This is a genomic window from Paraburkholderia fungorum (assembly GCF_046027215.1).
GTDB lineage: Bacteria > Pseudomonadota > Gammaproteobacteria > Burkholderiales > Burkholderiaceae > Paraburkholderia > Paraburkholderia fungorum_D.
Genome location: NZ_JAQQEN010000001.1, coordinates 3,789,790 through 3,804,698 on the forward strand (window position 1 = coordinate 3,789,790; position 14,909 = coordinate 3,804,698).

Genomic DNA, 14,909 nt, shown 5'->3' on the forward strand with positions numbered 1-14,909 from the left:
AACGTTCGATATGAGGGCCAAACAACATGCAACGAAACGTCCCCCGCTACGCGGCGCGCGTGGCCACCAGCCTGCTGATGGTTACCGCCCTGGGCCTCGCATCGCTCGCTCATGCGCAAACGCCTGCGCAAGTCCCCGCAGCATCGGCACAGCCCCAACCACAAACGTTCTCGCAGGCCGCGCCGCCGGTCGATCCAAGTTTCTCCGCTTACTCGCTCGTGCAGACCTGCAAGCAGAAGAACAACAATGTGGCACAGGGCCAATGCGTCGGCGCGATCCGCGGCATCATCCACGGTTATCAATACGGCGTGCTGTTCCTCGGCCAGCGCGCGTCGTTGCCACCGAACGAAACGCAACGGGTGTCGCTGTGTCTGCGCGACATCCAGGTGTCATCGATTGTTGACGAATTCGTCGCCGATGCTGGCCAGGTCAACGAAGATTCGCTCAAACACACGCCCGCGGAAGTCGCCGTACTGGGTTCCGTGCACATGCACCACGCTTGCAACTGATTCACGCACGTGAGCCGCGGTGCCGCGCCTCGCCGCCCGCGTTTCGCTGACCGCCGGCGCAGCGCCTACAGCATTTCGAGCGGACGCTTGCCACGCGGCGGCTTGAAGTAGGCGTCTATCGCCGCGTATTCGTCCGCGCCGAGTTGCAGCTGCGACGCGCGATGGTTGTCGCGCACGTGTTCGATGCGCGCCGCCTTTGGAATCGCGAACACGCCGGGCTGCTGCAACACCCACGCGAGCGCCACCTGAAACACCGAGACGCCACGCGCATCGGCGATGTCGTCCAGCGGCGAGCGCTTCGGCAAGCGCGCGTGATCGACCGGGCTATATGCCATCGCCGGCATTTTGCGTGCGGCGAGCCAGGGCAACAGATCGAATTCCGGTCCGCGGCGCGCAACGTTGTAGAGAATCTGGTTGGTCGTACACGCCTCGCCGCCCGGCGTCGCCACGAGTTCTTCCATATCGTCGGTATCGAAGTTGCTGACACCCCAATGGCGGATCTTGCCTGCGCTGCGCAAGGCTTCGAAGGCCTCGACCGTTTCCGCGAGCGGCAGCGAACCGCGCCAGTGCAGCAGATACAGATCGAGCCGATCCGTTTTCAAACGTTTGAGGCTTTGCTCGCAGGCCGCGATCACCCCGCGCCGGCTGGCGTTGTGCGGGTACACCTTGCTGACGAGAAACACCTGATCCCGCAGGCCGGCCAACGCTTCGCCGAGAAGCGTTTCGGTGGCGCCGTCGCCGTACATTTCCGCGGTATCGATCAGTGTCATGCCGAGTTCGATCCCGCAGCGCAACGCGGCGATTTCGTTGACACGGCGTGCTGGCTGTTCACCCATTTCCCAGGTGCCTTGCCCTAGTTTTGGAATGCGCTCGCCTTCGGGCAGGCTCACGCTGGCGATATCAGTCCTCATCTTTTCTCCTCGGGATGGCTGAAACGTGCGGCGGTGCGCGGCGCAAGCGAATGCGCGGCGCAGGTTACGGGGAATCATAGCGACGAGTTTAGCGGTTGAATGGGCAACGGATCGGGCACCAGGCAAAAGCCCGCTATAACGGAGCGCGCCGATGTCATAGAATTGCCCCTTGCCCTTCTTGCGTGAGCCCCATGACCTCTGCCTCGGAAGACCGCTGGCGCGACCTGCGCCCGGACCCGGAAAACGACACGCCGCTGTATCTGCAACTTGCCCGCAAGCTCGGCACTGCGATTCACGAAAACCGTTGGAACGCGGGTGAGGCGCTGCCGTCGGAGCGTGTGCTGTCCGAGGCACTGGGCGTCTCGCGGATTACGTCACGCAAGGCGATTGCCTTGCTGGTCGAGCAGGGGTTGATCCGCCGCACGCAAGGCGCGGGCAGTTTCATTACACCGCGCTATGAAGATCCGCTGTCGCGTCTGTCGAGTTTCAGCGAGATGCTGCGGCGACGCGGCTTCACGCCGAGTTCGAAGTGGTTATCGCGGGAAATTCTGCCCGCCAATCGTGACGAAGTGATTCAGCTTGGGTTGTCGCCTGCGGCGGCCGTGACCCGGTTGCGGCGCTTGCGGCTGGCTGACGGCATTGTGATGGCCGTCGAGAATTCGACCTTTCCGGCGGCGGTGATTCCTGATCCTCAGGCGATTGGTGATTCGTTGTACACGTACCTGGAAAATCGGGGGCTGACGATTGTGCGCGCGCTGCAGCATTTTCGCGCGGTCAATGCGAGCGACGAAATCGCGCAGCAGATGAGCATCGCACCGAACGACGCGCTGCTGTTGATCACCCGCGTGGGCTACACCGCCGACCAGCGGGCGATCGAGTTGACGGACACGTACTGCCGCAACGACTACTACGACTTCGTGGCGGAGTTGCGGAAGTAACGGGCGGATTGGCCCGTGCCCGCGAAGCGGGCAGCGAGGCTCGCACGTCGCAAAACCCGACTGCCCGGCGTATGTCGCAGGCGCCGCACTATTTGCCGAATGGCGAAATGGGCGCCCCATTCGGCGTGATGACCGGCGTGGAAACCGCTGGCGTCGCACTGCCCCGCTTTAGCGCTGCGCTGAGGAACAGCGCGTCCGGGTACACGTTGGCAATGAACGCGACATATTTCGACACGCGTGCACCGGTCGACAGGGTACCGGTGCCGCCGTTGGTCGTCGCAACGATCGTCCATCGGCCGTTGAATTGCTGCCACCACGCACTGCCGCTGTCGCCGGGCGCGGAGCGGGACCAGTAGTTTGCCGAGGTCGCCGGCTCGAAGTTCGCCCCCAGGCCGTGCTCGTTTTCGAAGACTCGGCTGATGCTGCTGGCCGCTGCAGCCCGGCGAGGCCCGGACAGTGGGAAATAACTTCCATTTGGGCCACCCGTCCCGGCCCCCCAGCGTCCGTAGCCGGCAAACCAGACGATGTTGTAGAGTTCCGCGTTTCCGTCATACAGCACCGGCTGCGGAACCTTGCTGCCTGCATGATCGAGAATGTCGGCCTTCTTCGGAATTTTGAGCACGGCGATATCCGTTGACGCGCCTCCGTATCCGTTTTGAATCGGGAAGCGCAGTTCAGTAATGTGATAGGTTCCTCCGCCCTGCGCGACGAGCCGGCCGTTCCAGTCCCTGAACGACGACGTGATCGGACCACTCGGAACCTTGGCCCTGCCGACGCAATGCGCGGCCGTCAGAATGAACGATCACAGGCTGTCCTTGCTGTCACCGATCCAGGTCGCCGTACACCCGCCAAGGTCGCCGACGACCAGAAATTGCGGCTCAAAACTCTTCTGTCGCAGCGGCTCCATCGCGCCGGCAATCGTACCGGGAATATTCTTCAAATCCCCGCCGTTGGAGAGGAACACGTTGTCGCTAATGATGATCGCGTGTGCGTTCAGGCACAGCGTGAGCGTGACAAACCTCACCGAATCTGCCGCCATGCGGCGCGCGCGTTTCATGATTTCTCCTTCCTCCACATCGTAAGAATTAAAACCGGCGCCGACGGGAATTTCAACGTTCCAAATAATTCGGATAACCGATTAAATTAAACGTTGCCCCTGAAGAATCGGGAATAACTCTAGCATGCAAGGATTGGCGAAATCGCGACCCTCCATGTTTCGTTTTGACGCACGACAGGGGCGGCTCGCGGCGTCCGAATAGCCCGCTAGGGTCGCCGCTTCCGGAATTGGCGAGCGCATACCGTTCACGAAACGCGTCGAAAAGGCAATAGAAATGCAGCCGCCCCGCTCACAGTGGCAAACGCATCACTTCCACGTGGCGCTGTCAGCGCCCACTTCCACAGGCGGCAACGCGTAGAAAGCCGGCGTCAGATCAAGCAGCTCGGCGGGCAACACGCCACGCACGCTGCCGAATGTCGAATCAACGGTGCCGAGGCAATCCGGCACATCGTCGCTCGACACGTCCGGCGCACGCCAGCCATCCTGCACGAGACCAAACGACTGTAACCACCGTCCCGTTTGCGCCAGCGAGAGCCGCACATGCCAGCTTCCGCCTTCGGTGGCGCGCCGTGCCAACGCGACCATTGCGCCGAACGCGGCGAGATAGCCGGTCGCGTGATCCAGCGCCTGACAAGGTAGATGCTTCGGCTCGTCCCAGCCCGCCGCCTGCCGTTCGGTCCACGCGATGCCGCTCGCCGACTGCACCAGACTATCGAAGCCGCGCCGCTGAGCCCAGGGCCCCTCGTGTCCATAAGCGGACACCGACACGTACACGATCCCAGGCCGCACGAGCGCCACTTCTTCGGGACCAAACCCCCGCGCCGCCAGCGCGCCGGGGCGATAGGCCTGCAAAAACACATCGGCGCCACCGGCAAGGCCGCGCAAGGTCTCACGCCCGGCGGCATCGCGCAGATCGACCACGGCCGAGCGCTTGCCACGTCCGTTGTCGATCACCAGCGGCGCAATGTTTGGCAAATGCGGACCGTTGATCATCAGCACGTCCGCGCCGTGGTGCGCGAGCGCTCGCCCGGCCACCGGCCCCGCGATGATGCGCGACAGATCCAGCACCCGCACACCCGCCAGCGGTCGATTCGCGTCGCCGCGGCGCGGCTGCGCGACCGGCGCGTCGCCTATGCGCTCGATCTCGAATAACGGCAAACCCGCGAGCGCTTGGGCCTGCTCGAGCGCGAGCCACTCATCGGGTGTGCGGATCAACGCCGCGCACAGGCCCGCGTCGGCGAGCGTCTGGTCGAGCTTGGCGCCGTCCCAGTGGCGGATCGCCGCGGCCACCGCGGCGCGATCGTTCTCGCAGCCGAGCACCTCCAACACGCCTTGCAGGTGATGCGGAAAATTCGTGTGCAGTTGAATCCAGCGGCCGTCGCGCGCCGCGTAGAAACCCATCACCGGATCACGTAAAGCGGGCGGCGGACCGCCGTCGATGCGTAAATAGCGTTCGCTGCGAAACGACGCCAGCGCGCGCCGCATCTGCACCGCGACGTGCTGCCTCTGCCCGGTGCGCAAACGGTGGTATTCGGCCGCCGCGAGGCCGGTCGCGGCGATGGTCGCCGAGGCCAGGCTGCCGACCCGGAAGACCGACGGCAAACCCGGATCGTCGCCGGTCAGGGAGGCAAACGGCAGCCCAGTCGGGTCGCAGCCTGCAAGCGTCCAGATATGTTTGAGAGCAAGTTCTGGCGTCATGGTGCTCATGTCGTTCGCCCTGCAACAGAAGGAAGTGAACCGAGTCTAGAATTCCGCCCCGTATGAATCAATCTTGATTATGATAATCAATATATATTGATTTCTTGGGTTTCCACGCTTTTCCATGCCACCTTCGAATTCCCTGACCGCAGCCGAAGCCGCCGCCGCCCTCGGCATCACGCTGCCCACGCTCTATGCCTATGTCAGTCGCGGCATGTTGAGTTCGTCGCCGGATCAGCAAGGCAAGCACCGTCTCTACAACGCCGCCGAAGTGCGGCGGCTCGCGAGGCGTAAGGAAGACGGCAAGCGCGCCGGCAAGGTCGCGCAGAAGGTGCTCGATTGGGGCGTGCCGGTACTCGAGTCGTCGATCACGCTGGTCGCCGGGGGCCGTCTGCTGTATCGCGGGCTCGACGCAATGAATCTGGCGCGCACGGCGTCGCTCGAGGATATTGCCGCGCTGCTATGGGAATGCAGCGCGAGGCGCGTTGCCGAAGCGCCGGCCGTGCCGATCGCCGCCGCACAGTGGGCGGCGTGGCTGAAACTCTGGAGCGACAGCACGCCGCTCGATCGCGCGCTGGTCCTGCTGCCCGCGGCCGCGGCGCAGATGCCGCGCGTGTGGGCGCTCGGCCGCGATGCGCAACTCGATACAGCGAGCGCCGTGATGCGCCTGCTGGCCGCCGCAATGATTTCGGCGGCGCCGTCTAACGAACCGTTGCATCGGCAACTGGCTTCAACGTGGCATGTACGCAACCGACAGCAGGCCGGACTGCTGCGCGCGGCGCTGGTGGCCTGCGCGGATCATGAGTTGAATGCGTCGACCTTCACGGTCCGCTGCATCACGTCAACCGGTACGCATCTGTTCGGCGCGGTGGCCGGCGGCCTCGCGGCACTGGCCGGACCGCGCCACGGCGGCGAAACCGTGCGCATTGCCGCGCTGCTCGACGAGGCATCGCGCGCGGCGGATCTCGACCGCTATCTGGCGAACCGGCTTGCGCGCCACGAACACGGCCCACATGGGCCCGTGCTGTCGGGCTTTGGTCATCCGCTCTATCCAGAAGGCGACCCACGTGCGCGCCTGTTGCTGGAGATGCTTGCCGACTGCGCGCCGGCTCGCTCGCCGATCGGCGAAGTGCATGCACTCGCGCGCACGGTGCGCGACACCAGCGGCGCGGAACCCACTGTCGATTTCGCGCTCGCCGCCATCGAACGGGTGCTGGGCCTGCCCGCCGGCGCTGCCTTCACACTGTTCGCGGTCGGCCGGGTGGTGGGCTGGATCGCTCACGCAATGGAACAGACGCGCGATGGCCGGCTGATCCGGCCACGCGCGCGCTACATCGGCGACTATGAGGCGGCAGGTTGAGCGGCCGCGAGCGCCGCCCGGACCCCACACGCCCGCTCAACTCAAGCTACGCTTAACCAGCGCGGCAACCAGCCCGCCGCGGGTCGCGTGGTGCTGCGCTCCGAGCCGCTCGCCAGTGCAAAGCGCGCGCCGGTGTGCCCCGCGCTGATCCACGCCACCGCGCGACGCGGCAACTCGATCGATTCGCCGGTTGCCAGCCAGTGATCCTCACCGTCGCCTGCAACGGTCAGCCAGATTTCGCCCGAGATCACCTTGAAGACCGACGGACGCGCGACACGCCAGGCCGCCGCGGGCTCGCCATGTTCAATTTCGAATATACGGACTTCACGCATCGCTTTTCTCCTTCAAAGAACTTTTCTGTTGTACCTATTATTGGCGTGCGATGATCACATTCCCATGCACAGTTCCGAACAGTTCCATCGGAACTGTTCAGTCGAAAAACCGGACAGTTGGCGGCAGCCGTATCTGAAGGTGTCGCTCCAGCCTAGCCAATCCAGCGGCAAGGAAAATCCGCATGAAACTCGAAATCCAGCTCGATCGAGACAACGGCGTGCCGCTCACAGAGCAGATCGTCACGGGCGTCACCAGATGGATCCGCTCGCGCGTCGCGCACCCCGGTTCGAAGCTGCCATCAATCCGCCAGTTCGCCGCCGATTACGGCGTAAGCCGTTTCCCCGTGATCGAGGCCTACGACCGGCTGGTGTCGCTCGGTTATGTCGATTCACGTCACGGTTCGGGCTTCTATGTCGCCGACCGTCAGCCGACCGGTACGCATTGCCAGGGCAGCTCGGACCCGCGCCGCGCCGAGGACGAATCCGGGCATCTCCTCCAGCAGTTCAATCACCAGGGTGAAACGCTCAAGCTCGGCAGCGGCTTTATTCCGGAGTCATGGCGCGATATGGATGGCATCGCGCAGGCGATCCGCCACGTGTCGCGCACCGACGCCGCGAGCATGGTCGATTACGCCACGCCGCTCGGCAATCTCACCTTGCGCGAGCATTTGCAAAGCCGGATCGGTCAATTGGGCATCCAGGCCGATGCGTCGCAGATCCTGATCACCAATGGCGCGAGCCAGGCGTTCGATCTGCTGATGCGTTACATGCTCAGGCCCGGCGATACGATGTTCGTGGAGGACCCCGGCTACTACAACCTGTACGGACTGCTGAAGCTGCACGGCGTGAAGCTGATCGGCATTCCGCGCACCCGCAACGGCCCCGATCTGGAGGTGCTGCAGGCGCAATTGCAATTGCACCGGCCGAAGCTCTTCTTCATCAACACGGTCTTTCACAATCCGACCGGCACCACGGTCGCGCCGCAGGTTGCCTTCCGGCTCCTGCAACTGGCCCGCGAACATCGCTTCTCGATCATCGAAGACGACATCTATGCCGATTTTCAGACTGACGTCACTGACCGCCTCGCGACGCTCGACCAGCTCGATCATGTGATCTACGTAGGCGGCCTGTCGAAGACGCTGTCGTCGTCGCTGCGGATCGGCTGCGTGGTAGCGAGTCCCGCGATCATCAAGGACCTGGTCGATATCAAGATGCTGACGAGTATCGGCGGCTCGCGTTTTGCCGAAGCAGTCGCGGTATCGATGCTCGAGCGCGGCGCCTACCGCAAGTATCTGGAGCGGCTGCGCCGCCGCATGCGCGACGCGCTCGGCTCGACCGTGCAGACGCTCGAAGACGCCGGCTGGGAGCTGTTCGAGAAGCCGGTGGGCGGCAAATTCGTGTGGGCACGCGTGCCGCATATCGACGATTCCCAGCGGCTGGTCGAATGCGGCGCGCCGCTCGGCGTGACGGTCGTGCCCGGCAGCTATTTCCGGCCGAATACGGAAATCAGCCCGTATATCCGCATCCACGCGGCGTTCGGCAACGATCCGCGCGCGCTGGCATTTTTTCACACTGCCGCCGCACTGAAAGTCTGATCGAGCAGATGCTGCGGGACATGGCTGAAGCGCCGTCCGTGCCGCCAAGCCACTGCGCCGGAGCACGCTTTTCCCTAGAATAGCGGGTCCCAGCCCGCCCCAGCGCGCCTAGCCGCCTTCCATGTCCACACAGCCGACCCTGCCCACCGCGAAGCCAACCGCCAAGCCAACCGCCCGCTCCTTGACCGTGATGCTGTGGCTTGTCGCCACTGGCTTCTTCATGCAGACGCTCGACTCCACCATCGTCAACACGGCGCTCCCGGCGATGGCGACCAGCCTCGGCGAATTGCCGTTGCGCATGCAGTCGGTAGTGATCGCGTATTCGCTGACGATGGCCGTGATGATCCCGGTGTCCGGCTGGCTCGCCGACAAGCTCGGCACGCGGCGGGTGTTCTTCAGCGCGATCCTGGTGTTCGCAGCCGGCTCGCTGTTGTGCGCGAACGCGCATACCTTGAACCAGCTGGTGGTCTACCGGATCCTGCAAGGCATGGGTGGAGCGATGCTGCTGCCGGTCGGACGGCTCGCGGTATTGCGCGCCTTTCCGGCTGAGCGCTATCTGTCAGCCTTGTCGTTCGTGGCGATTCCGGGGCTGATCGGACCGTTGATCGGCCCGACGCTCGGCGGCTGGCTCGTGAAGATCGCGTCGTGGCACTGGATCTTTCTGATCAACGTGCCGGTGGGCATCGTTGGCTGTATCGCCACGTTTATCTTCATGCCGGATAGCCGCAACGAGTACACCGCCAGGTTTGACCTGAAAGGCTATCTCTTGCTGATCGTCGGCATGGTGACGATTTCGTTTGCGCTCGACGGGCGTACCGAGTTCGGCATCCAGCACGCCACCGTGCTGGTGCTGCTGATCCTGAGCCTCGCCAGTTTTGTGGCCTACGGTCTGCACGCCGTACGTGAGCCCGCGCCGATTTTCTCGCTCGACCTGTTCAAGATCCACACCTTCAGCGTCGGTCTGCTAGGCAACCTCTTCGCCCGGATCGGCAGCGGCGCGATGCCCTATCTGATCCCGCTGCTGCTGCAAGTGAGCCTCGGCTACAGTGCGTTCGAAGCCGGCATGATGATGCTGCCGGTGGCGGCCGCGGGCATGGCGTCCAAACGCCTCGTCACGAAGCTGATCATCAAGTACAGCTATCGACGTGTGCTGATCATCAACACGGTGCTCGTGGGCCTGACCATGGCGAGCTTCGCGCTCACCAGCGCGAACCAGCCGCTCTGGTTGCGGCTCGTGCAGCTGGCGTTCTTCGGCGCGGTGAACTCCATCCAGTTCACCGCGATGAACACGCTGACGCTCAAAGACCTCGGCACGGGCGGCGCGAGCAGCGGCAACAGCCTGTTCTCGCTGGTGCAGATGCTCTCGATGAGTCTCGGCGTCACGGTGGCCGGCGCGTTGCTTGCAACCTTCACCGGCTTGTTGCCGCGTGTCACGGCTGCCAACTCGCTGCCGGCGTTCCACGCCACGTTCCTATGTGTCGGCATCATCACGGCGGGCTCGTCGTGGATTTTCGCGCAGCTGTCGCCGGACATTCGCACGCCCGCGAACAAGACCGACCCGTCCGAGCGGACCTGATCCTCGCGCCGCCGCCAAGCCGCCGCCAACCCGGCGCCGACCCGCAACGGGGCGCGGCTCGCACCAGTAAAGTGCGAATGATCGCCAGCGCGCACGCGCTGCCGCACAATCGTCGTATAAGTACACGTAGGCGGCCCTTTTTACGTGCGCATGGTTCTTGCTCGTCTATCCTGTAAACTCACGTTTTGCGCGTGCGAACTCATGTCGAGCATGCCGCGCCGCTACTTACACACGACTGACATGATGAGCATGATCGAACTCGATCCACCCGGCTTCCAGCCGCCGCGCCCCATGGCCGGCGACGAAGGCTCCCGGCGCACGGTTCTTTACGGCAGCTACACCGTTTTCAGCGTGTTCCAGCCGGTTTTCTCGGTGTCGCACCGGCGCGCGATCGGTTATCACGCTTCGCTGCGCGCACACGACGAACATGCGCTGCAGGTGCCGTCGCACGAAGTCTTCACGCAAGCGGCGCGGCGCGGCGATCTGCTGGAACTCGGCCGGCTCGCCGAGTCGCTGCATCTGGGCAACTTCAACGCGTTCGACAGTCACGACGAATGGCTTTTCCTGAGCCTGCATCCGGCCGCGCTGATGGACACCAGTTATGGCGACGCGCTGCTCGCCGGCCTTAAGGCGATGGGGCTGCCGCCGCAACGCGTGGTGCTGGAAGTGTCCGAACAGGCAGGCGGCGAAACCACGCGCTTCGCCGAAATCATCGACGCGCTGCGCAAATCGGGCTTCCTGATCGCGCTCGACGGCTTCGGCGCGAAGCATTCGAACATCGACCGGGTGTGGAATCTGCGCCCGGACATCGTCACGCTCGACCGCTGCATCCTCGCGCAAGCCAGCGAGCACTCGCATATTGAACGCGTGCTGCCGGGTCTCGTTTCGCTGCTGCACGAATCCGGGCAACTGGTGCTGATGGGCGGACTGACCACCGAGCGCGACGCGCTGATCGCGCTCGAATGCAATGTCGACTTCGTGCAGGGCGCCTACTTTGCGGGCCCAAGCGTGGAACCGGTCAAGCCGCAAGCCGCGGCCGGTCTGATGGACGCGCTTTCCGCAGCGCTACGCGAGCGGGTCGGGGCGCGCGAACGCGCGCAGTCGGCACGGCTCGCCCCGTACGTCACCGCGCTGGAAACGGCGAGCGCGCAGCTGGTGGCCGGCGAATCGGTCGCCCAGGCGACTGCGCCGCTGCTTGCGCTCGGCGAGACGGCGCGCTGCTTCGTGCTCGACGGTTCAGGCCGCCAGATTGGCGACAACGTGCTGCCGCCGGGCCGCGCCTCGCAGCGCGCCAAGCGCTTCCGGCCACTGCTGCATTCGGAAGGCGCGAGCTGGGAGCGCCGGCCGTACTTCATTCAGGCGATGCGCACGCCGGGCCGGGTGCATCTCACGCCGCCCTATCTGTCGATCAATGAGGCGCACCTGTGCGTGACCGCTTCGATCGCCGCGGATACGCCGCGCGGCACGCAGGTGTTATGCGTCGACATCAACTGGGAAGTCGCGGCACATCGTAATTGAGCGCCGCTGGGTCCGCGCGAGCAGCTGTTTGACAGCGGCGCGGCCCAGCATGCGGTTGATCGCCCGCAATCGTGCCGTGCTGGTGACGACGCGCAACGCGACAATCCTGGTCGCGCGATCTATGGACACGTCGATCAGCCCTACGACGTCTCCCTCGAACATCAGTGCGACGCACTGCACCCCTTCCACCGACACCACCTCGGCATGGCTCGCCCGCTGCGCGAGCGATGTGACCGCCTCCAGCCACCCCGCCCCCGCCGGCTCCTGCGTGTATACCGGCACGTCGCTGACGATCTCCGGTGTGTCGCTGAAGAGGCGCATCAAGCCGACTCGATCCTGAGCTTCCAGCGCCGCGCGCAAGCGCTCCACGATCTGTGCATGGGCAGCGCGATCGGGCCGCTTCAGCGGCGCGCCCGCGCGCTGCAAACGCAGCTTCGCCCGGTGGACCATCTGCCGGCAATTGGCCGGTGTCCGAGCGAGGATTTTCGCAATCTCGGCGTAGTCGCAATCGAAAGCCTCGTGCAGCACGAACGCGGCACGCTCGTCCGGCTTCAGCCGTTCCAGCAACAACATCACGCCGTACGACAACTCCGCCGCGCGCAAGGCCAGCGCTTCCGCCGACGGCGCGACCTCGTCGAGCCACGGCTCCGGCAACCCGTTGCGTGCCTGCGACGCGCGTTCGCGCCGCACATGCCGCAGCCGGTCGATCGCGGCCCGCGTGGTGATCGTGGTGAGCCAGGCGGCCGGCGTTTGCAGCGCGCGGGTGTCGGCTAGATGCCATTTGAGCCAGACATCCTGCACCACGTCTTCCGCTTCGGCGCGGCTGCCGAGCATCCGGTACGCCAGCGCAAACAGGCGGGGGCGCGCGGCCTCGAAGCTGGATGCCTTGTCGATTCCTTGCTGCGTCATGCGTAGACCTCCGAATTCTGCGTGGTGAAAAGCGCGCGGCACGCTGCCAGCGACGCCTTTTTCCAGCTTGACGCCTGAGCGCCGGGCGATGTGACAGCTCAACGCAAAAATATTCATGTCACGTCACCGCGCGCCGCTTCGTCATACGGACAACAACCCGCGCAAAAAGGTATGCGCTTTCCAACCCCGCTGCCGCAACGAGGCAAAACATGCATTCCAGCTACCCTTCCATTACGGGCCTCGGGCTCGTGCCCACCGTCATCGAGCAATCCGGCCGTGGCGAGCGCGCATACGACATCTATTCCCGTCTGCTGCGCGAACGCATCGTGTTTCTGATCGGCCCGGTCAACGAGCAGTCAGCCAGCCTGATCGTCGCGCAGTTGCTGTTTCTGGAATCCGAGAATCCCGACAAGGATATTTCTTTTTACATCAATTCGCCGGGCGGCTCGGTGTACGACGGCCTCGCGATTTACGACACGATGCAGTTCATCAAGCCTGAGGTGTCGACCTTGTGCACCGGCTTTGCCGCGAGCATGGGGACGTTCCTGTTGACCGCCGGCCAGCGCGGCAAACGGTACGCCTTGCCGAACGCGCGCATCATGATTCATCAGCCCTCGGGCGGCAGCCAGGGCACCGCGGCCGACGTCGAGATCCAGGCCAGAGAAGTGCTCTATCAACGTGGACGCCTCAACGCAATGATGGCTGAGCGCACGGGGCGCAGCGTCGAGGAAATTGCACGCGACACCGACCGCGACAACTTCATGTCCGCGCACGGCGCCAAGGCATATGGTCTCGTCGACGAGGTGCTGGAAACCCGCGCGGCACTGAGCGGCGCGTCCAGTCACACTAATCTGTAGGAAGGCGGGTGCGCCGGGCGTCCAGCTCGCGCGCTTGTTAGCGCCTTTCAGTCAACGCCCCTTTTCGGGGGCTTTTTCTTCGCATATCGGTGCGCCCGGAACACAAAAGCTGATCACCTTCGCAGGAATCGCTATCATGGTCGCGGTTCGTCGAGTTTGACGATCGCTTCAATGGAGATATACATGGCGTCATCCAACGAAACCGTCAGCATGGCGCTATTCTGCGACTTCGAAAACGTTGCGCTCGGTGTGCGCGACGCGAAGTACGACAAGTTCGACATCAAGCTGGTGCTCGAGCGTCTGCTGCTCAAAGGCAGCATTGTCGTCAAGAAAGCGTATTGCGACTGGGACCGCTACAAGAGTTTCAAAGGCGCGATGCACGAGGCCAATTTCGAATTGATCGAAATTCCGCACGTGCGCCAATCGGGCAAGAACTCCGCCGACATCCGGCTCGTGGTCGATGCGCTCGACCTCTGCTACACCAAAGCGCACGTCAACACCTTCGTCATCATCAGTGGCGACTCGGACTTCTCGCCGCTGGTGTCGAAACTGCGCGAGAACGCCAAGCAGGTGATCGGCGTGGGCGTCCAGCAATCCACCTCCGATCTGCTGATCGCGAACTGCGACGAGTTTTTCTTCTACGACGACCTCGTGCGCGAAAGTCAACGCACGGTTACCAAGCGCGAGTCGTCGCGCCCGCAACAGGCCGCGCAGCCCGCCGCGAAGCGTGCGCCGGATGAAGAGAAAGGCCGCGGCAGCAAGGAAGACCTCGAAAAGCGCCGCACCAAAGCGGTCGAGATTGCCGTGCAAACCTTCGACGCGCTCGCTTCCGAGCGGGGCGACAGCGGCAAGATCTGGGCATCGGTGCTGAAGAACGCCATCAAGCGTCGCAAGCCGGATTTCAACGAGACGTACTACGGCTTTCGCGCATTTGGCAATCTGCTGGAAGAAGCGCATGCGCGCGGGCTGCTGGAATTCGGCCGCGATGAAAAATCAGGCGCGTATGTGTACCGGAGCACGGCCGCGAGTGTAGCCGGCGAGAGCGCAGGCGAGCAGAGCGAACAGGTCGAATCGACCGAGCAAACCTACGAGGCGCAGATCGCGGAAAACGTGATCGCCGAGTCAGGCGGCAAACACGAGGCGCGCCGCAGAGGCCGTGGCAATCGCAAGTCCGGGCGTGCTCAGCAGGAAGCCTCTCACGAGGAACGCACCTCCAAAGAGCACGGCGGCAGGAGGCAAACTCATGCGGAAGAACTGCATGAACACGATGAGCCAGCACCCGCCGCTAGCGAACCGGTTTTCGAACCGTGGGACGTGGCGCAGACGGAAGCAGAAGTGTTTGCGCCCGAGCCTGTTGTCAGCGTAGCGAACGAGGCAGAACCGGAAGTGGAAGAACCGGAAATCAGCGCCAAGCCAGCCAAGCGTCGCCAGGAACGCGCGCCACGCAAGACAGCCGCGAAAAAAGCCAGAAAGGCCGTGCAACTCACGCTCGACGACGTACCGGAAATTGCGGCGCCTGCCGAAACCCCAGCACCGGCCGTGAAGGAAGATGCGGCGCCGGCTGCGGCAAAGAAGGCCGCGCGTAAAACCGCGCCGCGTAGTCGCCGGTCACGTAAAACAGCGGCGACGAGCGACGCGGAGTAAGCGTC

General features: G+C 64.0%; 14 protein-coding genes. 8 read left to right on the top strand and 6 right to left on the bottom strand.

The window, feature by feature from the left end; all coding sequences use genetic code 11:
• Positions 1-26 precede the first annotated feature (26 nt).
• Complete coding sequence (locus PQR27_RS16915; RefSeq protein WP_408524719.1) at positions 27-509, top strand: hypothetical protein; 483 nt, start codon at positions 27-29, stop codon at positions 507-509.
• Positions 510-574: 65 nt separating this feature from the next.
• Here PQR27_RS16915 and PQR27_RS16920 read toward each other — a convergent pair whose 3' ends face one another.
• Positions 575-1,420, bottom strand: a complete 846-nt coding sequence (locus tag PQR27_RS16920) for an aldo/keto reductase (protein WP_408524720.1) — start codon at positions 1,418-1,420, stop codon at positions 575-577.
• 191 nt (positions 1,421-1,611) lie between these two features.
• On the opposite strand from PQR27_RS16920, the gene PQR27_RS16925 reads away from it, so the two are divergent.
• Positions 1,612-2,358 carry a GntR family transcriptional regulator gene (locus PQR27_RS16925; RefSeq protein WP_408524721.1) on the top strand — a complete coding sequence of 249 codons (747 nt, stop codon included), beginning with the start codon at positions 1,612-1,614 and terminating at the stop codon, positions 2,356-2,358.
• 88 nt (positions 2,359-2,446) lie between these two features.
• Here the strand turns inward: PQR27_RS16925 and PQR27_RS16930 are convergent, their stop codons facing one another.
• From PQR27_RS16930 to PQR27_RS16940, 3 genes are all read right to left on the bottom strand, one after another.
• Positions 2,447-3,154, bottom strand: a complete 708-nt coding sequence (locus tag PQR27_RS16930) for a trypsin-like serine protease (RefSeq protein WP_408525509.1) — start codon at positions 3,152-3,154, stop codon at positions 2,447-2,449.
• Positions 3,155-3,160: 6 nt separating this feature from the next.
• Positions 3,161-3,415, bottom strand: a complete 255-nt coding sequence (locus PQR27_RS16935) for a hypothetical protein (RefSeq protein ID WP_408524722.1) — start codon at positions 3,413-3,415, stop codon at positions 3,161-3,163.
• Positions 3,416-3,721: 306 nt separating this feature from the next.
• Positions 3,722-5,113: a CoA transferase gene (locus PQR27_RS16940; protein WP_408525510.1), complete on the bottom strand. Its 1,392-nt coding sequence runs from the start codon at positions 5,111-5,113 to the stop codon at positions 3,722-3,724.
• A 124-nt stretch (positions 5,114-5,237) separates the two neighbouring features.
• Between PQR27_RS16940 and PQR27_RS16945 the strand changes: the two genes are divergently transcribed.
• A complete protein-coding gene (locus PQR27_RS16945; protein WP_408524723.1) occupies positions 5,238-6,473 on the top strand; it encodes a citrate/2-methylcitrate synthase in 1,236 nt (411 codons plus the stop codon).
• A 41-nt stretch (positions 6,474-6,514) separates the two neighbouring features.
• On the opposite strand, the gene PQR27_RS16950 is transcribed toward PQR27_RS16945, so the two are convergent.
• The gene (locus PQR27_RS16950) at positions 6,515-6,805 is read right to left on the bottom strand and encodes a DUF2917 domain-containing protein (protein WP_408524724.1); all 291 of its coding nucleotides are present in this window, start codon (positions 6,803-6,805) and stop codon (positions 6,515-6,517) included.
• 182 nt (positions 6,806-6,987) lie between these two features.
• Between PQR27_RS16950 and PQR27_RS16955 the strand changes: the two genes are divergently transcribed.
• The 3 genes from PQR27_RS16955 (at position 6,988) to PQR27_RS16965 (ending at position 11,494) form a co-directional block, all read left to right on the top strand.
• A complete protein-coding gene (locus tag PQR27_RS16955; protein ID WP_408524725.1) occupies positions 6,988-8,400 on the top strand; it encodes an aminotransferase-like domain-containing protein in 1,413 nt (470 codons plus the stop codon).
• Positions 8,401-8,521: 121 nt separating this feature from the next.
• Positions 8,522-9,976 carry a multidrug transporter subunit MdtD gene (locus tag PQR27_RS16960; RefSeq protein WP_408524726.1) on the top strand — a complete coding sequence of 485 codons (1,455 nt, stop codon included), beginning with the start codon at positions 8,522-8,524 and terminating at the stop codon, positions 9,974-9,976.
• 243 nt (positions 9,977-10,219) lie between these two features.
• Entirely contained in the window at positions 10,220-11,494 is a 1,275-nt protein-coding gene (locus PQR27_RS16965; protein ID WP_408525511.1) for an EAL domain-containing protein, read from the top strand.
• Here PQR27_RS16965 and PQR27_RS16970 read toward each other — a convergent pair.
• Entirely contained in the window at positions 11,450-12,403 is a 954-nt protein-coding gene (locus PQR27_RS16970) for a sigma-70 family RNA polymerase sigma factor (protein WP_408524727.1), read from the bottom strand. The two genes, PQR27_RS16965 and PQR27_RS16970, sit on opposite strands and share 45 nt — an antisense overlap.
• Before the next feature lie 209 nt (positions 12,404-12,612).
• Between PQR27_RS16970 and clpP the strand changes: the two genes are divergently transcribed.
• A complete protein-coding gene (clpP, locus tag PQR27_RS16975) occupies positions 12,613-13,260 on the top strand; it encodes an ATP-dependent Clp endopeptidase proteolytic subunit ClpP (protein WP_408524728.1) in 648 nt (215 codons plus the stop codon).
• Between the two features lie 183 nt (positions 13,261-13,443).
• Entirely contained in the window at positions 13,444-14,904 is a 1,461-nt protein-coding gene (locus PQR27_RS16980; protein WP_408524729.1) for an NYN domain-containing protein, read from the top strand.
• Positions 14,905-14,909 lie beyond the last annotated feature (5 nt).